The organism is Streptomyces sp. NPDC015127 (assembly GCF_043080095.1).
Taxonomy (GTDB): domain Bacteria; phylum Actinomycetota; class Actinomycetes; order Streptomycetales; family Streptomycetaceae; genus Streptomyces.
In genome coordinates, this window is sequence record NZ_JBIBVE010000003.1 from 539,460 (window position 1) to 563,683 (window position 24,224).

General features: G+C 71.7%; 26 protein-coding genes and 1 pseudogene. 13 read left to right on the forward strand and 14 right to left on the reverse strand.

Annotated elements, in window-relative coordinates; translation table 11 throughout:
• Nucleotides 1-13 precede the first annotated feature (13 nt).
• The 5 genes from sigE (at nt 14) to ACF08N_RS08740 (ending at nt 5,149) form a co-directional block, all read left to right on the forward strand.
• A complete protein-coding gene (gene sigE, locus ACF08N_RS08720; RefSeq protein ID WP_392323851.1) occupies nt 14-784 on the forward strand; it encodes an RNA polymerase sigma factor SigE in 771 nt (256 codons plus the stop codon).
• Nucleotides 781-1,737, forward strand: a complete 957-nt coding sequence (locus ACF08N_RS08725) for a zf-HC2 domain-containing protein (protein WP_392323852.1) — start codon at nt 781-783, stop codon at nt 1,735-1,737. Before sigE ends, ACF08N_RS08725 begins: the two co-directional genes overlap by 4 nt.
• Before the next feature lie 103 nt (nt 1,738-1,840).
• Entirely contained in the window at nt 1,841-3,748 is a 1,908-nt protein-coding gene (locus ACF08N_RS08730; protein ID WP_392323853.1) for a S1C family serine protease, read from the forward strand.
• Between the two features lie 111 nt (nt 3,749-3,859).
• A complete protein-coding gene (locus tag ACF08N_RS08735; protein WP_392323854.1) occupies nt 3,860-4,321 on the forward strand; it encodes a sec-independent translocase in 462 nt (153 codons plus the stop codon).
• A gap of 210 nt (nt 4,322-4,531) precedes the next feature.
• A complete protein-coding gene (locus tag ACF08N_RS08740) occupies nt 4,532-5,149 on the forward strand; it encodes a hypothetical protein (protein WP_392323925.1) in 618 nt (205 codons plus the stop codon).
• 112 nt (nt 5,150-5,261) lie between these two features.
• On the opposite strand, the gene ACF08N_RS08745 is transcribed toward ACF08N_RS08740, so the two are convergent.
• From ACF08N_RS08745 to ACF08N_RS08755, 3 genes are read right to left on the reverse strand one after another with little or no spacing between them, the layout of a single operon-like run.
• Nucleotides 5,262-6,395, reverse strand: coding sequence for an Mrp/NBP35 family ATP-binding protein (locus ACF08N_RS08745; protein WP_177150644.1), 1,134 nt, complete (start codon nt 6,393-6,395; stop codon nt 5,262-5,264).
• 44 nt (nt 6,396-6,439) lie between these two features.
• The gene (locus ACF08N_RS08750) at nt 6,440-7,036 is read right to left on the reverse strand and encodes a DUF1003 domain-containing protein (RefSeq protein WP_392323855.1); all 597 of its coding nucleotides are present in this window, start codon (nt 7,034-7,036) and stop codon (nt 6,440-6,442) included.
• Nucleotides 7,029-8,291 (reverse strand): magnesium transporter MgtE N-terminal domain-containing protein, encoded by a 1,263-nt coding sequence (locus tag ACF08N_RS08755; RefSeq protein ID WP_392323856.1) that lies wholly within the window; start codon nt 8,289-8,291, stop codon nt 7,029-7,031. Before ACF08N_RS08755 ends, ACF08N_RS08750 begins: the two co-directional genes overlap by 8 nt.
• Before the next feature lie 165 nt (nt 8,292-8,456).
• Between ACF08N_RS08755 and ACF08N_RS08760 the strand changes: the two genes are divergently transcribed.
• The gene (locus tag ACF08N_RS08760; RefSeq protein ID WP_392323857.1) at nt 8,457-9,224 is read left to right on the forward strand and encodes a hypothetical protein; all 768 of its coding nucleotides are present in this window, start codon (nt 8,457-8,459) and stop codon (nt 9,222-9,224) included.
• Here ACF08N_RS08760 and ACF08N_RS08765 read toward each other — a convergent pair.
• The 3 genes from ACF08N_RS08765 to ACF08N_RS08775 form a co-directional block, all read right to left on the reverse strand.
• The gene (locus tag ACF08N_RS08765) at nt 9,221-9,508 is read right to left on the reverse strand and encodes a hypothetical protein (protein ID WP_392323858.1); all 288 of its coding nucleotides are present in this window, start codon (nt 9,506-9,508) and stop codon (nt 9,221-9,223) included. The two genes, ACF08N_RS08760 and ACF08N_RS08765, sit on opposite strands and share 4 nt — an antisense overlap.
• A 203-nt stretch (nt 9,509-9,711) precedes the next feature.
• Nucleotides 9,712-10,224, reverse strand: a complete 513-nt coding sequence (locus ACF08N_RS08770) for a hypothetical protein (protein WP_392323859.1) — start codon at nt 10,222-10,224, stop codon at nt 9,712-9,714.
• Nucleotides 10,225-10,252: 28 nt separating this feature from the next.
• Complete coding sequence (locus ACF08N_RS08775) at nt 10,253-11,368, reverse strand: magnesium and cobalt transport protein CorA (protein ID WP_392323860.1); 1,116 nt, start codon at nt 11,366-11,368, stop codon at nt 10,253-10,255.
• Nucleotides 11,369-11,839: 471 nt separating this feature from the next.
• Between ACF08N_RS08775 and ACF08N_RS08780 the strand changes: the two genes are divergently transcribed.
• Complete coding sequence (locus ACF08N_RS08780; RefSeq protein ID WP_392323861.1) at nt 11,840-12,430, forward strand: suppressor of fused domain protein; 591 nt, start codon at nt 11,840-11,842, stop codon at nt 12,428-12,430.
• A 195-nt stretch (nt 12,431-12,625) separates the two neighbouring features.
• Here ACF08N_RS08780 and ACF08N_RS08785 read toward each other — a convergent pair.
• A pseudogene (locus tag ACF08N_RS08785) lies at nt 12,626-13,018 on the reverse strand (MFS transporter); the annotation flags it as partial.
• 162 nt (nt 13,019-13,180) lie between these two features.
• Between ACF08N_RS08785 and ACF08N_RS08790 the strand changes: the two are divergent.
• From ACF08N_RS08790 to ACF08N_RS08800, 3 genes are all read left to right on the forward strand, one after another.
• Nucleotides 13,181-13,819: a DUF6758 family protein gene (locus ACF08N_RS08790; RefSeq protein ID WP_392323862.1), complete on the forward strand. Its 639-nt coding sequence runs from the start codon at nt 13,181-13,183 to the stop codon at nt 13,817-13,819.
• 157 nt (nt 13,820-13,976) lie between these two features.
• Nucleotides 13,977-14,840, forward strand: a complete 864-nt coding sequence (locus ACF08N_RS08795; protein WP_392323863.1) for a PHP domain-containing protein — start codon at nt 13,977-13,979, stop codon at nt 14,838-14,840.
• Nucleotides 14,841-14,885: 45 nt separating this feature from the next.
• The gene (locus ACF08N_RS08800) at nt 14,886-15,491 is read left to right on the forward strand and encodes a MarC family protein (protein WP_392323864.1); all 606 of its coding nucleotides are present in this window, start codon (nt 14,886-14,888) and stop codon (nt 15,489-15,491) included.
• A 72-nt stretch (nt 15,492-15,563) separates the two neighbouring features.
• Here the strand turns inward: ACF08N_RS08800 and ACF08N_RS08805 are convergent, their stop codons facing one another.
• Nucleotides 15,564-15,716 carry a hypothetical protein gene (locus ACF08N_RS08805; protein ID WP_392323865.1) on the reverse strand — a complete coding sequence of 51 codons (153 nt, stop codon included), beginning with the start codon at nt 15,714-15,716 and terminating at the stop codon, nt 15,564-15,566.
• 176 nt (nt 15,717-15,892) lie between these two features.
• On the opposite strand from ACF08N_RS08805, the gene ACF08N_RS08810 reads away from it, so the two are divergent.
• On the forward strand, nt 15,893-16,792 hold the full coding sequence (locus ACF08N_RS08810) for an NYN domain-containing protein (RefSeq protein WP_392323866.1): 900 nt from the start codon (nt 15,893-15,895) through the stop codon (nt 16,790-16,792).
• Between the two features lie 8 nt (nt 16,793-16,800).
• Here ACF08N_RS08810 and ACF08N_RS08815 read toward each other — a convergent pair whose 3' ends face one another.
• Both ACF08N_RS08815 and ACF08N_RS08820 read right to left on the reverse strand, forming a co-directional pair.
• Nucleotides 16,801-17,661, reverse strand: coding sequence for an alpha/beta fold hydrolase (locus ACF08N_RS08815; protein ID WP_392323867.1), 861 nt, complete (start codon nt 17,659-17,661; stop codon nt 16,801-16,803).
• 159 nt (nt 17,662-17,820) lie between these two features.
• Nucleotides 17,821-19,806, reverse strand: coding sequence for a DEAD/DEAH box helicase (locus ACF08N_RS08820; protein ID WP_392323868.1), 1,986 nt, complete (start codon nt 19,804-19,806; stop codon nt 17,821-17,823).
• A gap of 501 nt (nt 19,807-20,307) precedes the next feature.
• Between ACF08N_RS08820 and ACF08N_RS08825 the strand changes: the two genes are divergently transcribed.
• Nucleotides 20,308-21,033, forward strand: coding sequence for a ferritin-like fold-containing protein (locus ACF08N_RS08825; RefSeq protein ID WP_392323869.1), 726 nt, complete (start codon nt 20,308-20,310; stop codon nt 21,031-21,033).
• A gap of 207 nt (nt 21,034-21,240) precedes the next feature.
• On the opposite strand, the gene ACF08N_RS08830 is transcribed toward ACF08N_RS08825, so the two are convergent.
• The 4 genes from ACF08N_RS08830 to ACF08N_RS08845 all read right to left on the reverse strand — a co-directional run bounded on the left by ACF08N_RS08830 (nt 21,241) and on the right by ACF08N_RS08845 (nt 23,121).
• Complete coding sequence (locus tag ACF08N_RS08830; RefSeq protein WP_392323870.1) at nt 21,241-21,510, reverse strand: hypothetical protein; 270 nt, start codon at nt 21,508-21,510, stop codon at nt 21,241-21,243.
• 202 nt (nt 21,511-21,712) lie between these two features.
• Nucleotides 21,713-21,940 (reverse strand): DUF3107 domain-containing protein, encoded by a 228-nt coding sequence (locus ACF08N_RS08835; protein ID WP_392323871.1) that lies wholly within the window; start codon nt 21,938-21,940, stop codon nt 21,713-21,715.
• A 119-nt stretch (nt 21,941-22,059) separates the two neighbouring features.
• Nucleotides 22,060-22,716 carry a TetR/AcrR family transcriptional regulator gene (locus ACF08N_RS08840; protein WP_392323872.1) on the reverse strand — a complete coding sequence of 219 codons (657 nt, stop codon included), beginning with the start codon at nt 22,714-22,716 and terminating at the stop codon, nt 22,060-22,062.
• A gap of 183 nt (nt 22,717-22,899) precedes the next feature.
• On the reverse strand, nt 22,900-23,121 hold the full coding sequence (locus tag ACF08N_RS08845; protein ID WP_392323873.1) for a hypothetical protein: 222 nt from the start codon (nt 23,119-23,121) through the stop codon (nt 22,900-22,902).
• A 136-nt stretch (nt 23,122-23,257) separates the two neighbouring features.
• On the opposite strand from ACF08N_RS08845, the gene ACF08N_RS08850 reads away from it, so the two are divergent.
• Nucleotides 23,258-24,223, forward strand: coding sequence for an alpha/beta fold hydrolase (locus ACF08N_RS08850; protein ID WP_392323874.1), 966 nt, complete (start codon nt 23,258-23,260; stop codon nt 24,221-24,223).
• Nucleotide 24,224: the final 1 nt, after the last annotated feature.

Consider the following 24,224-nt stretch of genomic DNA (forward strand, 5'->3'; position numbering starts at 1 on the left):
GGGCGAGGTGGCTATGGTAGGGGCTCCGCTGGACACCACCAGAGCTGACAGGGGAGGTGCGGCTGCACTTGCAGACCGGGGAGGAGTGCTCAGGCGCTTCCTCAGGTCGGTGGGTGAGCCCAAATCCGTGACCAACACCGCTGACCGTTCCGTGCCCGCCGACTCCGTAGCCACCGCGACCTTCGCATCGGATGCGGAATCGCAGGCGTGGACCCCTCCCACCTGGGAGGAGATCGTCAGCACGCACAGCGCTCGGGTCTACCGCCTGGCCTACCGCCTCACGGGCAACCAGCACGACGCCGAGGACCTCACCCAGGAGGTGTTCGTCCGCGTCTTCCGTTCGCTGTCGACGTACACCCCCGGCACGTTCGAGGGCTGGCTCCACCGCATCACGACCAACCTCTTCCTGGACATGGTCCGCCGCAAGCAGCGCATCCGCTTCGACGCCCTCGGCGACGACGCGGCCGAGCGCCTGCCCAGCCGCGAGCCGTCCCCCCAGCAGGTCTTCAACGACACCCACTTCGACGCCGATGTGCAGCACGCGCTGGACACCCTCGCCCCCGAGTTCCGCGCCGCCGTGGTGCTCTGCGACATCGAGGGGCTGTCGTACGAGGAGATCGCCGCGACCCTGGGCGTGAAGCTCGGCACCGTCCGCAGCCGTATCCACCGCGGCCGCTCGCACCTGCGCAAGGCCCTGCAGCACCGGTCCCCCGAGGCCCGTGCCGAGCAGCAGCGGTCGCTGGCGGGTGTGGCCGGCCTTGCCGTGGAGGTAGGACCGGCGTGAGTGGCACCAGTCCGACCCCCGCGGAGCAGCATCTGGGGGACCGGCTCGCCGCACTGGTCGACGGCGAGCTGAAACACGACGTGCGCGACCGCGTCCTGGCACATCTGGCGACCTGCCCCAAGTGCAAGGCGGAGGCGGACGCCCAGCGCCGCCTCAAGAGCGTGTTCGCGCAGTCCGCGCCGCCGCCGCTGTCCGAGGGGCTGCTCGCCCGGCTCCAGGGGCTGCCCGCCGACTCGGGCACCGGAGACGACGGCGGCGGTCCGTTCGGCGGCCGCCCCGACGACGGTGTCCTGGGAGCTCTGAACCCGTCCGCGGGACATACCCGCGAACCGCGCGGGGAGACCTTCGGGTACGTCCCCGGGGGCGCCCACGCGGCGGTCCTGCCGGGCGCCGGCAGCGGCTTCCGCATTCACGAGGTCGGCCGCACGGACGCTGAGCGGTCCCCCTGGCGCGGCAGACGTTTCGCGTTCGCCGCGGCCAGTGCCGTGTCCTTCGCCGCCATCGCCCTCGGCGGCGCCGTCCCCCTGGACGTCTCGGGCGAGACGAGCGCCCGTGGCCAGGGCGGTGGCAACAAGGTGACCCCGGTGCGCACGGCCGGCCCGTCCGCCGGGTCGAGCGGTGCCTCTTCCGGTGCCACGACGACGGGCGGCGCGGTCTCCCTGCGAGGCACGGAGAGCGACCGCCGCCGGAGCACGTCGGGCACGCCGGTCAGGCCGGGCACCGGCCCGTTCCACACCGTCGCGCCCGCCGCACCGCCGAGCCCGCAGCACGCGCACCCGTTCACGGCCTCACTGCTGATGTACAACTCCGCCGCCCTGCCGCCGCTGATACGGCCGACGGCGTCGGCGCTCCCTCCCGCCACCGGGTCCGGGGCGTCGCCGCACGGCACCCCGGCCCCCACGCATCTCGCGGCTCCGACGGCCCCCGGCTCGTCGCTGGCGCCCCGGCGCTGACGGCAGCAGGCACGGGCCCCTGCGCAGGGATTCGCAAACCTGGTTGAATCCTGGGAGCGTGCCCCGCAGGGGTACCGCAGAGGCCGGCAGTTGCGGGGAGAACATGGACGACGGGAAGCCCACCGGATCGAAGGCGAAGTGGTGGAGCCGCCCCAGCGCGGGACGGGTGACACCCGCGGGGCCGGAGCGGTCCGAGCCGGCCGACGTGCAGCCGTCGGCACCCGAGCCCGAGGCGGGCGCGGAAGCGGCGGCCGAGGCCACGGCCACGGTGGGTGCGACGCGGTCCGCCGAGCCGGTCACCGCCGACACGGTCGTCGCCCCCGCCGCGCCGCCGGTCGCGGCGGCTGCGTCCAGGCCGACGCCGCTGCACGAGCCCGACCCGTACAGCACCCCGCCCTACGGCGGCCCGGGCCCCTGGGCCCCGGCCCCTCCGGTGCAGCGGCCGGTCGCGACCCCGGCGCAGGGCACGCCCGTCCCGCCGCAATACGCGGCCCCCCAGCCCCCGCAAGCCGCGCAGCCGGCACCGCAAGCCGCACAGCCGGCCCCGTCGGCACCCCAGGCGCCGCATGCCGCACCGCTGCCGCCGGCGCAGCCCGAGCCGACCGTCGCGCAGACGCAGACGCAGACGCAGACGCAGCCGATCGCGCCCCACATCCCGCAGCAGCCGCCGGCTGCCGACCAGCCCCACCAGCAGCCGGTCCCGGCCCACCAACCTCAGCAGACGCCGGCTGCCGACCAGCCCACCCAGCACCCGATTGCCGCCCACCACCCCCACCAGCCCCAGCACCATCAGCCGACCGCCGACGAGCGGCCGCAGCCGCTGAACTCCGTCTGGCTCCAGTACGACCCGTGGAGCGCACCGGGCCGGCCGTTCACCGAGCCCGGCGAGCCCGTCGCGCGGAAGCGCAGGCGCGGTCCCTTGCTCATCGGTGCGCTCGTCATCGCCCTCGTCGCGGGCGGCGCCGGTGGTGCCATCGGCGCGTACGTCGAGCGCAACGGCGGGATCACCCAGGTGGAGCTTCCCCAGGCGGACCGCGAGAGCAGGGACCGCGCGCCGGACAGCGTCGCCGGCATCGCGGCCAGCGCGCTGCCCAGCGTCGTCACCCTGCACGTCAGCGGCGCCGGCGAGCAGGGCACGGGCACCGGCTTCGTCCTCGACCGGCAGGGCCACATCCTCACCAACAACCATGTCGTCGACCCGGCCGGGACCTCCGGCGACATCACGATTACGTTCAGCGGCGGGGAGACGGCCGAGGCCACCCTCGTCGGCAAGGACAGCGGGTACGACCTCGCGGTCGTCAAGGTCACCGGCGTCTCCGGACTGAAGCCGCTGCCGCTGGGCAACTCCGACAACGTCCAGGTCGGCGACCCGGTCGTCGCCATCGGCGCCCCGTTCGACCTCCAGAACACCGTGACCTCCGGGATCATCAGCGCCAAGGAGCGCCCGATCACGGCCGGCGGCGAGAAGGGCGACGGCAGCGACGTCAGCTACGTCGACGCACTCCAGACCGACGCCCCGATAAACCCGGGCAACTCGGGCGGCCCGCTCGTGGACAGCGAGGCGCGCGTCATCGGCATCAACAGCGCCATCAGGGCTGCCGACACCGGCGCGGGCCCCGACGGGGGCCAGGCGGGTTCGATCGGTCTCGGCTTCGCGATCCCGATCAACCAGGGCAAGCGCGTCGCGGAAGAGCTGATCAACACCGGCAAGGCCACGCATCCGGTGATCGGTGTCAGCCTCGACATGAAGTTCACCGGCGACGGGGCCCGCGTCGGCGAGAGGGGCAAGGACGACACCGCGTCCGTCACGCCCGGCGGCCCGGCCGCCAAGGCAGGCATCAGGCCGGGCGACGTCATCACCAAGGTCGACGGCCAGCGGGTGCACAGCGGCGAGGAGCTGATCGTCAAGATCCGCGCCCACCGGCCGGGCGACCGCCTGGAGCTGACGCTCAGGCGCGGCGGCGAGGAACGGACGATGACGCTGACGCTCGGTTCGGCGGACAGCTCATGACCATCTGCGCGGTGTCCGTACGGTACCGGGGCGACAGTTCCGCCAGGTACCGTGGACCGGGTCGGGACCCCATCCGACCTGCGGGCCACAGAGAACACGAGGAGCAGCAGGGTGTTCAATGACATAGGCGGACTGGAGCTGGTGGCTCTCGTCGTCCTCGCCGTGCTCGTCTTCGGTCCCGACAAGCTGCCGAAGGTCATCCAGGACGCCGCCCGCTTCATCCGGAAGGTCCGCGCGTTCTCCGAGAGCGCGAAAGAGGACATCCGCAGCGAACTGGGGCCGGAGTTCAAGGACTTCGAGTTCGAGGACCTCAATCCGAAGGCGTATCTGCGCAAGCAGCTCGCGGACAACGAGGACCTCAAGGAACTGAAGGAGCTGCGCAGCAGCTTCGACCTCAAGAAGGAGATCAACGAGGTCGCGGACGCCGTCAACGGCAAGGAGCCCTCCGGCGTGTCCGAGGCCTCCGTCCCGGCGGCGGTGAACGGCTCGCCCGTGGGCGGCCCCGACCTGGTCAAGAAGCGCGAGAACGCCGACCGGGACGAGCGGCCGCCGTTCGACGCGGACGCCACCTGAGCACGCCCGAGCACTGTCATCCCCTGCGCGAGGGCACGGGGTGGCTATTCTCTCCATCTGTCCGGCAGTGAGGACGCCCGAGGGGGGCGGGTCCGCTGAAGGCACGAACGACAGAGGAGGTTGGCCGGATCGATGGCGACGACGAGTCGGGTGACGGCGCAGGACACGGCCGGCGCTGCGTCGGCCCAGGGCGGCAGCGGCCCCCACGCGATGCAGGGGGGAACGGCCGCGGCGGCTGCCCGGCGTACGGCCGACGCCTTCAAGAGCGCCGGCTTCCCCTGGTACGGGCTGGACGCGGCCTTCACCGGCCCGCGCCGGCTGATGCAGGTGGGCACCGCGGCGGACGGCACCGTCCAGCACGGCGCGATCGGTCACGGTGACGAGCCGTCGATACGGTCCGAGGCGGCCGGGGAGAAAGAACGCTTCGCCGTGGTCGTGACCGTCGCGGCGAGCCCGCTGCGGCGCAGCGGCGACGGCACGGGTGTCCTGGACGCCACGACGGCCTCGTCCGCGGCCTGGCTCGCGGGCTCGGGTCTGCTGGCGCACACATGGCCGCCGCAGCTGGACCACTCGCTGCGTGACGACTGGCTGGACCAGCAGACGGAGACCGCGTTCGAGCTCGCGGACGACCTGGCGGGGCCGTCGTGGTCGATGCTGTCGCTGCCGGTGGACGGGGTGCCGACGCCGTTCCACTACCGCGAGTCGGAGTTCGGCTGGGTGCTCGCCGGGACGACGGCCAACAGGGTGCACATCGGGGCGTACGGGCGCGGGATGAGCGCGTACGGGCTGGGATTCTCGGTGGTGGACGTGTCCGCCTACGAGGTCTGACCTCGGGACGCCCCGTCTCGCCTTCGGCGGTGTCCGGGGCGTCCGCACATGCAGAACGGGCTGGTCTTCCTCCGGAGACCAGCCCGTTCTGCGCGTGAGGCGGCGCGGTGCCTCAGAACTTGTTGCGCGGCGTGATGCCCAGGCTCATGCCCGACAGGCCCCGCTGGCGGCCGCCCAGCTTGCCCGCGATCGTGCGCAGCGCCGACCCCGCGGGGGAGTCGGGGTCGGTCAGCACGACCGGCTTGCCCTCGTCGCCGCCCTCGCGCAGCCGTACGTCGATCGGGATCGAGCCCAGCACCGGCACCGTCGTGCCGGTCGTCCGCGACAGGCCCTCGGCGACCCTCTGGCCGCCACCGGTACCGAAGACGTCCACCATCTCGTCGCAGTGCGGGCACGGCAGGCCCGACATGTTCTCCACGACGCCCACGATCTTCTGGTGCGTCTGCACCGCGATGGAGCCGGCCCGTTCGGCAACCTCGGCCGCGGCCTGCTGCGGGGTCGTGACCACCAGGATCTCGGCGTTCGGCACGAGCTGGGCGACGGAGATCGCGATGTCACCGGTGCCCGGCGGCAGGTCGAGCAGCAGCACGTCCAGGTCGCCCCAGTACACGTCCGCGAGGAACTGCTGGAGCGCGCGGTGCAGCATCGGGCCGCGCCACACCACGGGCGCGTTGCCCGGGGTGAACATGCCGATGGAGATGACCTTCACGCCGTTCGCCGACGGCGGCATGATCATGTTCTCGACCTGGGTGGGACGGCCGTCCGCGCCCAGCATCCGCGGCACGCTGTGGCCGTAGATGTCGGCGTCGACGACACCGACCTTCAGCCCGTCGGCGGCCATCGCGGCCGCCAGGTTCACGGTCACCGAGGACTTGCCGACGCCGCCCTTGCCGGAGGCCACCGCATACACCCTGGTCAGCGAGCCCGGCTTGGCGAAGGGAACCTCGCGCTCGGCGGTCGTGCCCCGCAGCGACGCCGCGAGGTCCTTGCGCTGCTCGTCGCTCATGACGTCGAGCGAGACGTCGACGCGGCTGACGCCGTCGACACGGGCGACCGCGTCGGTCACGTTCTTGGTGATCGTCTCGCGCATGGGGCATCCCGAGACGGTGAGGTACACCGTGACGGCGACCGTGCCGTCGTCCCCGATGTCGACCGACTTCACCATGCCCAAGTCGGTGATCGGTCGGTTGATCTCGGGGTCGTTCACTGTCGCCAGTGCCTCGAGCACCGCGTCTTCCGTAACCATAGAGACGATGGTACGGCGCTGCCTCCCGCCTCGGGAAAGCCCTGTCAGCGGTCGCCTTCGTCACGGTGCCCGCGACGCTCGGACGGGAATACGCTGCGCCGCTCCTCCAGCTCCTTGATCAGGTCCTCGAACTCGGAGCGGATCCAGTCCCGCGTCGCGACCTCGCCGAGTCCCATGCGCAGCGCGGCGATCTCCCGGGTCAGGTACTCCGTGTCGGCGATCGACCGCTCGTTCTGCTTGCGGTCCTGCTCCAGATTGACCCGGTCGCGGTCGTCCTGCCGGTTCTGCGCCAGCAGGATCAGCGGCGCCGCGTACGAGGCCTGGAGCGACAGCGCCAGGGTGAGGAAGATGAACGGGAACTCGTCGAAGCGCAGGTCCTGCGGCGCGCTGACGTTCCACACCACCCAGGCGATGATCGTCACCGTCATCCAGACCAGGAACCGGCCCGTTCCGATGAAACGCGCGATCTTCTCCGACAGCCGCCCGAACGCCTCGGGGTCGTACTCCGGCAGCAGGACGCGGCGCGGCGGGCGCGGCAGGTCGAGCCGTACGCGCGTACGCGACGCGGCGCTCGCGCCCGCCGGCATGCGCTCGCGCGCCTCGCCCCGCTCGGTCGATCCGAGCTCTCCGCCGCTACCCATGGGCGGATTCCTCGAACTCGGTCTCGCGCCAGTCCTCCGGCAGCAGATGGTCGAGCACATCGTCGACGGTGACGGCACCGAGCAGCGAGCCGCTCTCGTCGACGACCGGCGCGGCGACCATGTTGTACGCGGCGAGGTAGCTGGTGACCGCGGGCAGCGGGGTGTCGGGCGACAGCGGCGGCAGGTCGCTGTCGACGATCGAGCTGACGAGGGTGAACGGCGGATCGCGCAGGAGCCGCTGGAAGTGGACCATGCCCAGGAACTTGCCCGTGGGCGTCTCGTCCGGCGGCCGGCACACGTACACCTGGGCGGCGAGGGCGGGGGAGAGGTCCGCCTGCCGGACGCGGGCCAGGGCGTCGGCCACCGTGGCGTCCGGGCGCAGCACGATCGGTTCGGTGGTCATCAGGCCGCCCGCCGTGCGCTCCTCGTACGACATCAGACGGCGCACGTCGGCCGCGTCGTCCGGGCGCATCAGCGTCAGCAGCCGCTCCTTGTCCTCCTCGGGCAGCTCGGAGAGCAGGTCGGCGGCGTCGTCGGGATCCATGGCCTCCAGCACGTCGGCCGCGCGCTCCTCCTTGAGCTTGCCGAGGATCTCCACCTGGTCGTCGTCGGGGAGCTCCTCCAGCACGTCGGCGAGCCGGTCGTCGTCCAGCGCGGCGGCCACCTCGGCGCGCCGCTTGGGAGAGAGGTGGTGCAGCACGTTGGCCAGGTCGGCGGGGCGCAGCTGTTCGAAGGTGGCGAGCAGGCTCTCGGCGCCCTGCCCGTGCTCCTCCAGCGAGAAGCCGGTGACGGCGGACCATTCGACGGTCAGCGTCTCTCCCTTGCGCCGCAGCGCGCCGCCCCTGCCCTTGCGGACGAAGACCTTGTCGATCTCCCAGTCGCGGCGGGCGGGCAGCTGCTGGATCGACACGTCGAGGACCGTGGCCTCCTCGCCGCTCTCCACGAGGCGCACCCGCCGGTCGAGCAGTTCGCCCAGCACGAGGCGCTCGGTCGGGCGCTGCTCGAAGCGGCGCATGTTCAGTACGCCGGTGGTGATGACCTGGCCCGATTCGACGCCGGTGACCCGGGTCATGGGCAGGAAGATGCGGCGGCGGCTGATCACCTCGACGACGAGGCCCAGCAGCCGGGGCGGGCGGCGGCCGACGCGCAGCATGGCCACCAGGTCGCGCACGCGGCCGACCTGATCGCCGTTCGGGTCGAAGACGGGTACGCCCGCGAGGTGCGAGACGAAGACCCGGGGGGCGCCCGCTGCCATGCCGCCCCTCCTTTGCCGGGAATTGCCGTTGTTCGACTGATTCAGGCTAGCCCGTACCGTTCGCCGCCGCCCCGTCTCACGTCCGTCCGGCTCTCTGCAAGACCCCTGACCGGGCACAGGTACGCTGCGGTCTGCCATCCCCCACAGATGAGAGGCAGGGCGCTGGTGACTCCCCTCCCTTCGGCCGGCCGGGCACGTCGTTCCGTGCTCGCCGCCGTGTTGTGTGCCGGACTGACCACCGGGGTCACGGCGTGCGGCGAGGACCCGGACGCGGGCACCAACGGGATGGGCAAGCTGACGGCCCAGGAGATCGAGAACAAGGCGCGGGCGGCCGCCGACGGGGCCGACGCGGTGCGGCTGTCGGGAACGCTGGTCAGCAAGGGCGGCACGTACAAGCTGAACATGCGGCTCAAGCAGGAGGGCGGCACCGGCTCGGTGACCTCGAAGGACAACACCTTCGAACTGCTGCGCATCGGCGACACCCTGTTCCTGAAGGCGGACGCCGGGTTCTGGAGCCACACGGACGGCGAGGACGGAGAGGAACCGAGCAGCTCCGACGAGGGGGTCGCGGACAAGCTCGAGGACAAGTACGTGAAGGTGCCGCAGGGGGACCCCTCGTACAAGCAGTTCCGCGGCTTCACCGACATGGACGTGCTGCTCGACGGGCTGCTCGGGATGCAGGGCGAGCTGAGCAAGGGGGACCGGACCGAGGTGGGCGGCGTACGCGCCATCAAGGTCCTCGCCGCCAAGGGCGCCGGGGGCGTGCTGGACGTGTCGCTGATCGGCAAGCCGTACCCGCTCCAGTTCACGCGGGCGGGCGGCGCGGGGGTGCTGACGCTCGGCGACTGGGACAAGGACTTCGCGCTGAAGGAGCCGTCGGAGGACGAGACGCTGGACTACGGGGGCCAGCTCCCGAAGACGTCCGGCGACTAGCCCTCCTCGACGAGGTCGAGCACCCGTGTGATGGGTGTGCCGATCAGGGCGGGCGCCTTCTCACGGGACGGCCAGACGTCCGCGACGAGCGCGTCGCGGAACCGCTCGGCCTCTCCGGCGGTCGAGAAGTCGAGGTCGATCACGACGTACGCCGGATTGTCGACGGGCTGCTGGATCCGGTACGCGCGCACGCCGTGCTTCCGCCGGAAGTCGGCGTGCCGGTCGAATGCGGCCTTCCAGGTGGTGAGGTCGGTGATCGCGTGCTCGATGTGCAACGTGGCCATCCCAGCCTCCTCGTCCCGGCACCCTTTTCCATGGTGCCGGGCTCACCCGGGAACGGCTTCCCGGCCCGTCCGCGCGTGCGTGCAGCAACGCAAGCGCCTCCGCCTGCGGCGAGGGCAACCCGCGCCGGCGCCCCAGCCGGACCGGGCCGGGGGACGTATGCCGTTCGCGGCGCGGGCCCGGGGGACCCTGTCGGCAGAGCTGCTCAGCCGCGTCGGCCGCGGCGCTTCAGCAGGAGTCGCGGGAGCGCCGCCGGGATCGGGCGCCGGGTGATCGCGGGGCTCGGGAGCGGGGGGGCCGACAGGGAACCGTCCGGGAGCTGGGTCGTCGTGCCCCGCGGCTCCAGCCGCAGGACACGGCATTCACGCCCCCAGCGCTCCGTCATCCGCTCGGCGTCGGGCGCGTTCAGCCGCTTGCCCTTGAGCTCGGCCACGGCCGCCTCCCACGCCTCGGACCCCGGCGCGAGCTCGCGTACGACGGCGGTCCACGCGACCAGCCGGCCGCCCTTGTCCTTGCTGCGGACGGTGACCTCGGCGGTCCCGCCGTCCACCAGGCCGGGCAGGGGCTGCTCGCCGGGGCCGTCGCCGACGACGTGCGCGGCGCCCTCGTGCCACACGTGCCACAGGGCGCGCGCCGGGCCGTCGCCGCGTACCCAGATGAGGCCGGACTTCTTCGTGGCCTCCTCGACGAGCGCCTTGCCGAGCAGATGGGATGTCATGCCCGCAGCCTATCGACCGGCCGGCCGGTCACAGCCAGCCGTTGCGCTTCAGTGTGCGGTGGATCATGAGACAGACGCCGGCGATCCCGGTGAGCACCATCGGGTAGCCGTACTGCCAGTGCAGCTCGGGCATGTGGTCGAAGTTCATGCCGTAGATCCCGCAGACCGCCGTCGGCACGGCGATGATGGCCGCCCAGGACGTGATCTTGCGCATGTCCTCGTTCTGCGCGACCGTCGCCTGCGCCAGGTTGGCCTGGAGGATCGAGTTCAGCAACTCGTCGAAGCCGATGACCTCCTCCTGCACCCGCGCGAGGTGGTCGGCGACGTCGCGGAAGTACTTCTGGATGTCCGGGTCGACCAGCCGCATCGGCCGCTCGCTCAGCAGCTGCATCGGCCGCAGCAGCGGCGACACGGCCCGCTTGAACTCCAGCACCTCCCGCTTGAGCTGGTAGATCCGCCCGGCGTCGCCACCGCGCGTACTGCCCTTGGCGGGCGCCGAGAACACGTCGATCTCGACCTCGTCGATGTCGTCCTGCACCGCCGCGGCGACGGCGATGTAGCCGTCGACGACATGGTCCGCGATGGCGTGCAGCACCGCGGACGGGCCCTTGGCGAGCAGCTCGGCGTCCTTCTGCAGACCGTGCCGCAGCGCGCGCAGCGAGCCCTTGCCGCCGTGCCGGACGGTGATGACGAAGTCCCGCCCGGTGAAGACCATCACCTCGCCGGTCTCCACGACCTCGCTGGTCGCGGTCAGTTCGGCGTGCTCCACGTAGTGGATCGTCTTGAAGACGGTGAACAGGGTGTCGTCGTACCGCTCCAGCTTGGGCCGCTGGTGGGCGTGGACCGCGTCCTCGACGGCGAGCGGGTGCAGCCCGAACTCCGCGGCGATACCGGCGAATTCGGCCTCCGTCGGCTCGTGCAGCCCGATCCACGCGAAGCCGCCGCCCTCCCGCACCCGCAGCATCGCCTCGTGCGGCGTCTGGCACGCGGCGTCCTCCAGCCGCTTGCCGTCGCGGTAGACGGCGCAGTCGACCACCGCGCTGGAGGCGGACGGGTCGCGCGTCGCGTCGTACGTGCTGTACGGGGTGTTGCTCTTGCGCAGGGCGGGGCGGACCGCTGCGCGCAGGTCACGGATCATCGACATGGCTGGCTCCTTCACGGAGAGGCCGTCGGCGAATGGCGTGGCACAGCCCGGAATGGGGACGTGAGACTTACGTCCGCAAAGCGGGCGGCACCGCAGGGTCGCGGTGACGGCGTTCGCTACAGACAGGCAAAAACGACGTGCTCTTCCGTCATGCGAAATGCCGTGGGCCCCGTGCGGGAAGGCCTCAGCTCACCGGTCCGCGAATCGCCCGATCAGACGTGGCGCGAGGAGCGGTGCCGTGCGGAAGAGCTGCTGGTACTGCACGATCGACTTCGATCCACCGCAGCCTCACCTCCTCCGGCCGGTCCCCCTTGAGGGATGACGTGTCGTCGGGACCCGGAGAACATACCTCCGGCTGCTGCCGGCGGGTGATCCCCCCGGCGTACTGGCCCGACCAGCGGCCAAGCCTATCAGCCGACTGCGGGTCAATCCCTCTGTTTGCCCGTTCCTCAAGCGTTTTATGCTCGCGACATGAACGATGTTCTTGCTCTGGTCGAGGCCCGGCTGCACAGCACCCTGGGCGAACCGGACGCGCGCGCCGCCGTCACCTTCCTCGGTACGGACCGTATCGAGGTCCTGCGCTTCCGCGGTGACGGTGAGGACATCGTGCGGTACGTCACCCTCGGCATGTCCGCCCAGCCGATGACGGACCCCACTTCGGCCTTCGCCGACCCGGTGGCGGGTCCGCGCGCCGAGCTGATCCTGTCGGTGCGGGCGGGTCTCGCCGACACGGACAAGGTGCTGCGTGCCCTCGCCGTACTGGCCGCCTCCCCGCAGGTCGAGGGTGTGGTCGTGGCACCGGGCGCCTCGCTCGACGTCGGTGAACCGCTGTGGCCGGGAGCACCGTTCAGCTCGGTGCTGGTGGCGGAACCGGGCGGTCTGGTGGAGGACTTGGAGCTCGACGACCCGATGGAGCCGGTGCGGTTCCTGCCGCTGCTGCCGATGACGTCCAACGAGGCCGCGTGGAAGCGTGTGCACGGCGCCACCGAGCTCCAGGAGCGCTGGCTGGCGCGCGGCACGGACCTGCGCGATCCGCTGCGCAGGTCCGTGGCCCTGGACTGACGGCCCCAACGGGAGCCGGGCGGCGGTCGGTTCGCGAAGACGGTGACGCCGTCCTCGGTGGCGTGCCGCGGTTCCCGCTCCTCGGCCTCGCGGGTGAGCGAGGCGCGCCGGGCGCGGACGATCGCCGCGCGGGCCAGTGCCGCGACGCCGGCCACCACGTGGGGCATGTGGACGTCGCTCCACTCCTCGACCCTCCGCGCTGCCGCCCGCGGCCGCGCCGACCATGAAGGCGAGCGAGGTCGACGCGAACAACGCGGCCCCGAGGCCCCAGCCGGCCCGGAAGCCGACCAGCTCACCGACGGAGCCCGATGTCCCGGACAGGGCGGCGAAGACGATCACGAGCGCGAGCTCGACGAGCGGCGTCCTGCGTGCGCCGATCCGGCTGGAGACGAAGCCGGTGACCGAGGCGTGCAGCCCCTGGGCGATGGACGGCAGGATCGGGTCCACCAGTCCGATGCCCATGAAGGCGACGACGGACGCGCCGGCCGTGGCTCAGGCGGCCTTCGGCCGGCGCAGGATGCTCCGCGCCCCTTCGTCGAACGGGTCGTCCCCGTGGCCGGGGCCGTGGTTCTTTCCCTCTCCCTGCATGGAACGGTCCTCTGTTTCTCCGACTGAATGCGGGTCGACTCCAACAATAAATTAGGCACCCTAATAAATGTTGTCTACATCTAATTTTGTCCGGACGGAGGCACGCTCCGGACGGGTGATCGTCCTTGACGCGGCGTCGGCCGGAGAGGACCGTTGACCCTTATGAGGGGCGAACCCAGTTGCCCGAAGTGCGGTGGCCGGGTGAGGGCGCCCGGTCTCTTTGCCGACTCCTGGCAGTGCGATGTGCACGGCGCCGTGCACCCGCTGCAGCCGGTGATCCCGCCCAGTGTCGAGGCCCTCGGTGTCGTGGTGCACCGCGCACAGGTCCCCGTGTGGATGCCCTGGCCGCTGCCGGTCGGCTGGCTGTTCACCGGCGTCGGCTATGCGGGCGACGACCGCAGTGGCGGCCGCGCCACCGCGGTGGCGTGCTCGGGCCCCGGCCCCCTCGGCGGCATCGGTGAACTGCTGCTCATCGCCGAGGAGCTGGGCGTCGGACTCGGCGCCCGGTACGCGGGCATCGACGGCCCGGACCCCGGCCCGCACATCCAGGTGGACAGGCCGCCGCAGGTCAAGATGCTGGCCGCGGGCCGTCCGACCCCGCTGTGGCATGTGGGGGGCGCGCCGGAGGACCGTGCCGTGTTCGCCGGCGAGGCGCGAGGGCTGTGGCTGTGGGCCGTCGTGTGGCCCGAGCAGTCCGGTCTGCTGATGTACGACGAGCTGGTGCTCACCGACCTGCGGGACGCGGGCGCCGAGGTGGAGCTGCTGCCCTGCGGGGCGCTGTCGCCGCGGCTGTTGTCGTAGCCGGGCCGCGCTGGGGGCCTGATCGGCCGCGCCGGGACGTAAGGGGCCTCGCTGGAGGGGTCCCTTACGCCCGGACCCCCTCTCATGGCGCGGAAAGGGCCCCGGAGCCGGTTATCCTGGATCGTCCCCCTGTCCGACCCGAGCCCCGGAGCCACGCGTGCGCATCGATCTGCACACCCACTCCACGGCCTCGGACGGTACGGACACCCCGGCCGAGCTGGTGCACCGCGCCGCCGCTGCCGGGCTGGACGTCGTCGCCCTCACCGACCACGACACCACGCGCGGCCACACCGAGGCGCTCGCCGCTCTCCCCGAGGGGCTGACCCTCGTCACGGGTGCCGAGCTGTCCTGCCGTCTCGACGGTGTGGGGCTGCACATGCTGGCGTACCTCTTCGACCCCGAGGAGCCCGAACTGCTGCGCGAGCGCGAGCTCGTGCGCGATGACCGCGTGCCGCGCGCGCGGGCCATGGTCGGCAAGCTCCAGGACCTCGGCGTGTCCGTCGAGTGGACGCAGGTCGCCCGTATCGCCGGTGACGGATCCGTCGGCCGCCCGCACATCGCGGAGGCCCTGGTCGAACTCGGCGTCGTGGACTCCGTGTCCGGCGCCTTCACGCCCGACTGGCTCGCCGACGGCGGCCGGGCGTACGTCGAGAAGCACGAGCTCGACCCCTTCACGGCGATCCGCCTCGTCAAGGCGGCCGGCGGAGTCACCGTCTTCGCGCACCCGCTCGCGGTCAAGCGCGGCCGTACGGTGCCCGAGAGCGTGATCGCCGAACTGGCCGCGCACGGCCTCGACGGCATAGAGGTCGACCACATGGACCACGACGAGGCGACGCGCACACGGCTGCGTGGCCTCGCCGGAGAGCTCGGTCTGCTGACGACCGGGTCCAGTGACTACCACGGCAGCCGCAAGACCTGCCGGCTCGGCGAGTACACCACCGACCCGGAGATCTACGGCGAGATCACCCGCCGCGCCACCGGCGCGTTCCCGGTGCCGGGTACGGGCGGAACGCGCCCGTAGTACCCGCCGCCCTTCGTACACCCCTCTCCCGCAAGGCCCTTCACCGTGTTCGACGCTGCCGTTTTCGGTTCCCTCTTCCTCACCCTTTTCGTCATCATGGATCCCCCCGGGATCACGCCGATCTTCCTCGCCCTGACCTCCGGGCGCGCCACCAAGGTGCAGCGCCGGATGGCCTGGCAGGCCGTCGCCGTCGCCTTCGGCGTGATCACCGTCTTCGGCATCCTCGGCCAGCAGATCCTGGACTACCTGCATGTCTCCGTGCCCGCGCTGATGATCGCCGGTGGACTGCTCCTGCTGCTGATCGCGCTCGACCTGCTGACGGGCAAGACCGACGAGCCCAAGCAGACCAAGGACGTCAACGTCGCGCTGGTGCCGCTCGGCATGCCGCTGCTCGCCGGGCCGGGCGCCATCGTCTCGGTCATCCTCGCGGTCCAGCACGCGGACAGCGCCGGCGAGCAGCTGTCGGTGTGGACGGCGATCGCCGCGATGCACGTCGTGCTCTGGCTGACCATGCGCTACTCGCTGGTGATCATCCGCGTGATCAAGGACGGCGGAGTCGTGCTGGTGACCCGGCTCGCGGGCATGATGCTGTCCGCGATCGCCGTGCAGCAGATCATCAACGGCGTCCGGCAGGTCATCCAGGGCGCCTGAGGGCCCGAGGACGCACCGCGCCCCCGTACGGATGTCCCGTACGGGGGCGCTGTGCGTAAAGGCTCGTAAGGGCTACAAAGCCGAGGTTTCGGCAGGCCGGATGAGGATGCGCTGGCCGATCGAAGCGGCCTGCTGCACGATCCGGTTGACGGAGGCGGCGTCCACGACGGTGCTGTCCACGGCGGTGCCGTCGACGTCGTCCAGTCGCATGATCTCGAAGCGCACGGCTTCTCCCTTCGTCTGATCCTCCTGAAGGAGAACTACTGACAGACGGAATTCTCCGTCTGGATACACAGGTCCACAACGCGGTGCACCCTGCAAACATTCCCTACGCTAAAGAAAATTTTCGAGTGCCTAACTACTGGCGGGTAGTGCTTCCGGACACGGACAATGGGCTGCGTATGAACGACGCCGAGATCGCCCGTGTCAGCACCCGCCTCGAGCACACCAATGAGCTCCTGCGGCGGATGCTCGCCGAAGTCGCCAGGACCCCGTCGACGCATGCCATCTTCGTCGACGCCGGTTACGTTTACGCTGCGGCCGGGTTGCTTGTGGCGGGTACCGAGGACCGGAGGTCCTTCGACCTCGACGCCGGGGGGCTCATCGAGGCCCTCATCGACACGGCGCGCACGATCTTCGCGGACAGCCGGCTGCTGCGCGTGTACTGGTACGACGGCGCCCGGCGCCGCATCCACACCCCCGAGCAGCAGTCCATCGCCGAACTGCCCGACGTCAAGGTGCGCCTCGGCAACCTCAACGCGAACAACCAGCAGAAGGGCGTCGACTCCCTCATCCGCTCCGACCTGGAGTCCCTCGCCCGGCACCGCGCCATCAGCGACGCGGCCCTCATCGGCGGCGACGAGGACCTCGTGCCGGCGGTCGAGGCGGCCCAGGGGTACGGCGCACGCGTCCACCTGTGGGGCATCGAGGCCGCCGAGGGCAGCAACCAGGCGGAGCCGCTGCTGTGGGAGGTCGACAGCAGGCGGACGTTCGACCTCGACTTCTGCCGCCCCTACATCACCCGCCGGCCCGTGACGACGTACGAGAACGAGGGCGCGCCGCCCCCATCCCGCGACGAGGTGCGCTTCATCGGTGCCCGGATCGCCGCGACGTGGATGGGGGAGCGGGGGCGCGACACGATGGCGGACCTGCTGCCCGGCCACCCCCTCCTGCCCGGCCCGGTGGACCAGGACCTGCTCATCGACGCCGAACGGCTCCTCCAGCGGTCACTGCGCGGACATGCGGTCCTGCGGCGTGCGCTGCGGGACGGCTTCTGGCAGCACCTCCAGTCCCAGTACTGACGTCGGGCTCAGTGCCGGTCCCAGAACCGCACCAGGGCCTCGGCGGTCTCCGCGGGGCGGTCGGTGTTCGGCGAGTGGTCGGCGCCCGCGACGACGGTCCGGTGCGCGCCGAGCCGCCGCGCCATCTCGTCCAGCAGCGGTACGGGCCAGGTGTCGTCCCGTTCCCCGGACAGCACGTGCTTGGGCAGCGGGCGCACCTTGGCGAGCTGGTCGATCCGGTCCGGCTCGACCGTCAGCTGCCGCCCAGTCGCGAGCAGTTGGGCCGGGTTGTGGCGCAGCCAGCGCCGCCGCAGGTCCTCCCGGTCGCCGTTGCGTGACGCCTCCAGGTCCTCCGGAGCAGCCTCGTCCATGGCCTGCATGGCCGACCAGACCTCGTCCATCGTCATCGTGCCGAGCGCGTCGGCGAGCAGCTCGACCCGGAGCCGCTGGGCCGGACTGATCTCGGCAGGGCCGGACGACATCAGGGTGAACGTCAGGAACGGCGAGGCGTCGAGGAGCACGGCGGCGCGGGCGATCTGCCCGCCGAGAGAATGCCCGACAAGATGCACGGGCCCGCCCGCGGCCGCGGCCTGCGCCAGCACATCGCGGGCCAACTCCCCTTGGGCGTAAGCCTTTTGGTCACGAGGTCCGTCGGTCTCGTACTGGCCGCGCCCGTCCACCGCGAGGGCACGGTAACCGGCGTCGGCGAGCGGTTCGAGCAGGGCGATGAAGTCCTCCTTGCTCCCGGTGTACCCGGGCAGGAGCAGCACGGTGCCGCGCACGCCTCCGGAGGGCGGCCGAGCGTCGAGCACGGCGAAGTCTCCCCGCGCGGTCGGCAGGAACAGGGATCGGGCGCAGGGGGGCGGTACGAAGGTGGGCGGCCGGCTCATGGCCACGAGGCTAACGCGGCCCGCCGCCCGGGGCCGTACCGACCTTCGCGCCTCGCCGCGCGCCTTTCGGCGGCGTCTCCGTGGCTCGCGGCGGAGGCCGGGAAAGACCGATGGCCCGGCCCCCTTGCGGGGCCGGGCCATCGGGTCGTGCGAGGGGCGTCAGCTCTCGGGCTGGGCCACTGCCTTGCGCGTGCGGGTGCGGCGCGGCTTGGGCTCCGCCTCCGCCTCGGTCGCGGCACCGGCGAGCACCGTGGCCTTCGACTCCGCCGCCTTGCGCGTACGCGTGCGGCGGGGCTTGGCCTCGGTCTCGACGGCCTCCGGGGCCTCGACGGCCTTGGTGGCGCGGGTGCGGCGGGGCTTGGTCTCGGGCTCCACGGCCTCGGCCGTGTCGACGGCCTTGGTGGCGCGGGTGCGGCGGGGCTTGGTCTCGGGCTCCACGGCCTCGGCCGTGTCGACGGCCTTGGTGGCGCGCGTGCGGCGGGGCTTGGCCTCGGGCTCGGTGGCCTCCGGGGCCTCGACCGCCTTCGTCGCGCGCGTGCGGGTGCGGCGCGGCTTGGTCTCCGCAGCCGGTTCCGCGACGACCTCGACCTCGGCCTCGGCCTCGGGCTGCGCGGCCCGCGTGCGGCGGCGGCGCGGCTTCTCCTCCGCGGGCTCCGCCACGGACACTGCCTCCACGGCGGACTCGGTCTCCGTGACCACCGACGACGCCGACGCCTCGACCGTGTCCACCACGGCCGTCGCCTCGGGCGACGCCTGCGCGCCGACCCGGGTGCGGCGACGGCGGCGCGGCGTGCGCGCCTGGGCCGGCTCGTCGGCGGGCCCGGCTGCCTGCTCCGGCACCGACGCGGTCAGCTCGGCACCGCCGCGCGTACGCCGCCGCTGACGCGGGGTCCGCGTACGCGCCGGACGCTCCTCGCGCACGGCCGTCGACGCGGACCGGCGGCCGCGGCCACCCGTCTCGCCGAGGTCCTCTAGCTCCTCCGCCGCGAGACCCGCGCGGGTGCGCTCGGCGCGCGGCAGGACGCCCTTGGTGCCCGCCGGGATGTTCAGCTCCTCGAACAGGTGCGGCGACGTGGAGTACGTCTCGACCGGGTCGGGGAACTTCAGGTCCAGCGCCTTGTTGATCAGCTGCCAGCGAGGGATGTCGTCCCAGTCCACCAGCGTCACGGCCGTGCCGCTCGCGCCCGCGCGGCCGGTGCGGCCGATGCGGTGGAGGTAGGTCTTCTCGTCCTCCGGCGACTGGTAGTTGATGACGTGCGTCACACCCTCGACGTCGATGCCGCGCGCGGCGACGTCGGTGCACACGAGCACGTCCACCTTGCCGTTGCGGAAGGCCCGCAGCGCCTGCTCACGCGCGCCCTGGCCGAGGTCGCCGTGGACCGCGCCCGAGGCGAAGCCGCGCTGGGCGAGCTGGTCGGCGATGTCCGCGGCGGTCCGCTTCGTCCGGCAGAAGATCATCGCCAGCCCGCGGCCCTCGGCCTGGAGGATGCGGGAGACCATCTCCGGCTTGTCCATGGAGTGCGCGCGGTAGACGCGCTGCGTGATGTTGGCGACGGTCGCGCCCTCGTCGTCCGGCGCGGTGGCGCGGATGTGCGTGGGCTGCGACATGTAGCGGCGGGCGAGGCCGATGACCGCGCCCGGCATGGTCGCCGAGAACAGCATGGTCTGGCGGCGCGCCGGCAGCAGCTGGATGATCTTCTCGACGTCGGGCAGGAAGCCCAGGTCGAGCATCTCGTCGGCCTCGTCGAGGACGAGCGCGCGCACGTGCGAGAGGTCGAGCTTCTTCTGGCCCGCAAGGTCCAGCAGACGCCCGGGGGTGCCGACGATCACGTCGACGCCCTTCTTGAGCGCCTCGACCTGGGGCTCGTACGCCCGGCCGCCGTAAATGGCGAGCACGCGGACGTTACGCACCTTGCCGGCGGTCAGCAGGTCGTTGGTGACCTGGGTGCACAGCTCGCGGGTGGGGACGACCACGAGCGCCTGGGGGGCGTCGGTCAGCTCCTCGGGCTTGGCCCGGCCGGCCTCGACGTCCGCGGGGACCGTGACGCGCTCCAGCAGCGGCAGGCCGAAACCGAGCGTCTTGCCGGTGCCGGTCTTGGCCTGGCCGATGACGTCGGTGCCGGAGAGCGCGACCGGGAGCGTCATCTCCTGGATGGGGAAGGGGGAAACGATACCGACGGCCTCGAGGGCCTCGGCGGTCTCGGGGAGAATCCCGAGATCCCGGAAAGTCTTGGGCTGCGTAGTCAGGGTGTTGCCTCTTCTGTGAGACGCGGCGCGAGGCGAACGCTGGGGGTCGTACCGCACCTGGGTACTGGGCCGGCCGTGGATTGGCCGGATGGCGCGGGACCACTGCCGTCGCTCGAGCGTCGTGCCGCTGGAGGGGCCCCTCATCTGCGGTCGTACGCACCTGCTGTGCGCACCATCCGCGTGGAGGGCGGTCGGGTCGGAGCCGATCGGGCCACCGACCGGGCATCCTCATTCATCAGACGGCCCACTGAGCAGACAAAAAACGCTGATGCTCAGCAGGCGCATTACCACTGTACCCCGGATTCGCGCATGTGTGTCGGGGCAATTCGCGGGAAGCGTGTTCGGGGCACGGCTGACCAGGCCCTTCCCTCGATCGGCGGGCGGGCTATTGTGCGCTGCATGGAGACGCCTGACAACGCCACTGAACACACCGGGATCGCCGCCCAGGACTGGGCCACGGCGTCCGCAGACCCCCAGTACCGCGCCGCCGTCGTGGACCTGCTGGGCGCGCTCGCGTACGGCGAGCTGGCGGCCTTCGAGCGGCTCGCCGAGGACGCGAAGCTCGCGCCGACGCTCGGCGACAAGGCGGAGCTGGCGCATATGGCCTCCGCGGAGTTCCACCACTTCGAGCAGCTGCGGGACCGGCTGACCGCCATCGAGGCGGAGCCGACGGCGTCCATGGAGCCGTTCGCCCAGGCGCTGGACGACTTCCACCGCCAGACCGCGCCGTCGGACTGGCTGGAGGGCCTGGTCAAGGCCTATGTCGGCGACTCGATCGCCAGCGACTTCTACCGCGAGGTGGCGGCCCGCCTGGACAGCGACACCCGCGCCCTGGTGCTGGCCGTGCTCGACGACACAGGGCACGGCAACTTCGCGGTCGAGAAGGTGCGCGCCGCGATCGAGGCCGACCCGCGCGTCGGCGGCCGGCTCGCCCTGTGGGCGCGGCGGCTGATGGGCGAGGCGCTGTCCCAGGCGCAGCGCGTCGTCGCCGAGCGCGACGCGCTGTCGACGATGCTCGTGGGCGGTGTGGCGGACGGCTTCGACCTGGCGGCGGTCGGCGAGATGTTCTCTCGGATCACCAAGGCGCACACCAAGCGGATGGCGGCCCTGGGCCTGGCAGCCTGACCCCTCACCCGCCAGCGCGCGCAGACGACGGCCGGCCGCCGGACTCCTGGTCCGACGGCCGGCCGGATGCCTTCTTCGGCCCCCGCTCCCGGTGCCGCCGACCGCAGTGCCGCCGACCGCAGTGCCGATGACCTCAGTGCCGCCCGAAGCGGCGCGGTTTCCTCTCCGGCCGTCCTTCGTCCTCGCGCGGCCGGTCGTCCTCGTCCTTCAGAAAGGGAGGGCGCGGTGCAGTCTGCGGGTCGAGGGGCGCAGCAGCAGCGACAGCAGCACGGCTCCGATCGCAGCGGATCCGATCAGGGTCACCAGCTCATGACCCGGTCCGAGCGCCACATGCGTCACATAGGCGCCGAACAGCGCGCCCAGCGTGCCCGTGGTGAAGACGGCCCGGCGGGACGGGAGCCGTTCGGCGAGATGACGCGTCGCGGCCCAGGACAGGGCCAAGCCGATCAGGACGGAACCGAGCGCTTCCAGGAGCACTGCTGATCACCTCACGGACGCCGGCGCGGGCAGGAACGGTCACAGCCCGTACTACCCCGGGGCAACGGATCACAACCCTCTCCGAGCGGGCGAAACAGGGCCCTGAACAGGACAATCCCGACTCTGGTCCGGCCGTGGTCCGACATGCCGAAGGGCCCGGCGGAAACCGCCGGGCCCTTCGACGATGTGATCGACCCCGTGCCTACAGGGCGCCGAATCCCACACGTCGCGCCGTCGTCTCGCCGATCTCCACGTACGCGAGACGGTCGGCCGGCACCAGAACCTTGCGGCCCTTCTCGTCCGTGAGGGTGAGCAGCTGCGCCTTGCCGGCCAGCGCATCGGCCACCGCGCGCTCGACCTCCTCGGCGGACTGCCCGCTCTCCAGAACGATCTCCCGGGGCGCGTGCTGCACGCCGATCTTGACCTCCACGGCTATGTCCCTCCGAACGGTCAGTTGCGTTGCGCGATCAACGCGCCGTACGCAGCACACATTAGCCCGGAGACCGGACACGGCAGACGCGGGTGGCGAACGCCAGGAGCGAACAGCGCTCAGTGCTGTTCGGTCGTGTGCTGCTCACTGCCGTGCAGCGGGAAGCCCGCGATACCGCGCCACGCCAGGGACGTGAGCAGCTGTACCGCCGTGTCCCTCGGGATGCCGGAGCCGCTGGAGAGCCAGTACCGCGCGACGACCTGGGAGACGCCGCCGAGGGCCACGGCCAGCAGCATGGACTCCTCCTTGGACAGGCCGGTGTCCTCGGCGATCACGTCCGAGATGGCCTCCGCGCACTGCAGCGAGACCCTCTCCACGCGCTCGCGGACCGCGGGCTCGTTCGTCAGGTCGGACTCGAAGACGAGCCGGAAGGCGCCGCCCTCGTCCTCGACGTAGGCGAAGTAGGCGTCCATGGTCGCCGCCACGCGCAGCTTGTTGTCCGTCGTCGACGCGAGCGCCGTGCGGACCGCCTGGAGCAGCGACTCGCAGTGCTGGTCCAGGAGCGCGAGGTAGAGCTCCAGCTTTCCGGGGAAGTGCTGGTAGAGCACGGGCTTGCTGACACCGGCCCGCTCGGCGATGTCGTCCATGGCGGCCGAGTGGTACCCCTGAGCCACGAAAACTTCCTGGGCCGCGCCCAGGAGCTGGTTTCTGCGGGCTCGGCGTGGCAGGCGTGTGCCCCGCGGGCGCGCCGCCTCTGTCTGCTCGATGGCTGTCACGCCGCCTCCCAATGTGTTGAACAAGCACAGTTCTTCCGTACGCGCTGTGCGCCGCGCCCGCCATCGTACTTTTGGGTAACGACGGTGCGCGTGGTGCGGACGCAGAATTTCACGGACCGGACAGTCACGGAAGCTGCCTGTTCGCGGGCAATACGGGGACATACCGGCGGCAAGCCCGGCAGGTCACCGGTAGTCGTCCTCGTCGAGCGCCACCACGCGCGCCTGTTCGGCGGCGTCCGCCTCGTTCGCTGAGTCGGGATCGGTGCGGTTCACCGGATCGTCGTGTTCCGGTCGTACGTCGGTGTGCTGCTCGGCGGCGTCGGCCTCGGGGACCTCCGAGTCCTCGTTCGTGGCGGTGTCGTCGTCCTCGGTGAAGGTTTCCGGTTCAGTGGGATCGACTGTCATACCGCACCGCTTTCCCTGGAATGCGCCCTTTAGTACGAGCCTAGGAGTTCCCGATCGCGGGCGCTACGCGGTGCGTGCCGCATCTGTGACACCGAACACACGAGTCAGGGCGTGATCGTCTCGTAACATTGCCCGCATGTCTTCGACCGAGCTGCCGGGAACCTCCGCCGCGAATGCCGCGGTGGCCCCCAAGGTCGCGACCGTGCGCGTCGCCGAGGGCGAGGAGCTGCGCTCCGTCACCTTGCCGGGCCTCACCCTGACCGTCCGTTCCCGCCCGCCGGCAACCCCCGGGCTGCCCCCCGCGCTGTACGTGCACGGCCTCGGCGGCTCCTCGCAGAACTGGTCGGCGCTGATGGCGCAGCTCGAGGACGTCGTGGACGGCGAGGCCGTCGACCTGCCCGGCTTCGGCGACTCGCCGCCGCCGGACGACGGCAACTACTCGGTCACCGGACACGCCCGAGCGGTGATCCGCTTTCTGGACGCGAGCGGCCGCGGGCCCGTCCATCTGATCGCCAACTCGCTCGGCGGCGCCGTGTGCACCCGGGTCGCGGCCGTCCGCCCCGACCTCGTGCGCACGCTGACCCTCGTCTCGCCCGCCCTGCCGGAGCTGCGCGTGCAGCGCTCGGCCGTCCCGACCGCGCTGCTCGCCCTGCCGGGAGTGGCCCTGCTCTTCGCGCGGCTGACGCAGGGGTGGAGCGCCGAACAGCGCACCCGCGGGGTACTCGCGCTCTGCTACGGGGACCCCACACGGGTGACGGAGGAAGCGCTGCGCCACGCGGTCGAGGAGATGGAACGGCGCATGCGGCTTCCGTACTTCTGGGACGCAATGGCCAGGTCGGCGCGTGGAATCGTGGACGCGTACACGCTCGGCGGGCAGCACGGGCTGTGGCGCCAGGCGGAGCGCGTGCTCGCGCCGACCCTGCTCGTCTACGGGCGCAAGGACCAGCTCGTCTCGTACCGTATGGCGCGCAAGGCGGCAGCGGCGTTCCGGGACTCCCGGCTGCTGACGCTCCCGGACGCCGGGCACGTTGCGATGATGGAGTACCCGGAAACGGTCGCCCAGGCATTCCGGGAACTGCTCGACGACTGCAGTAGGAGCTGAT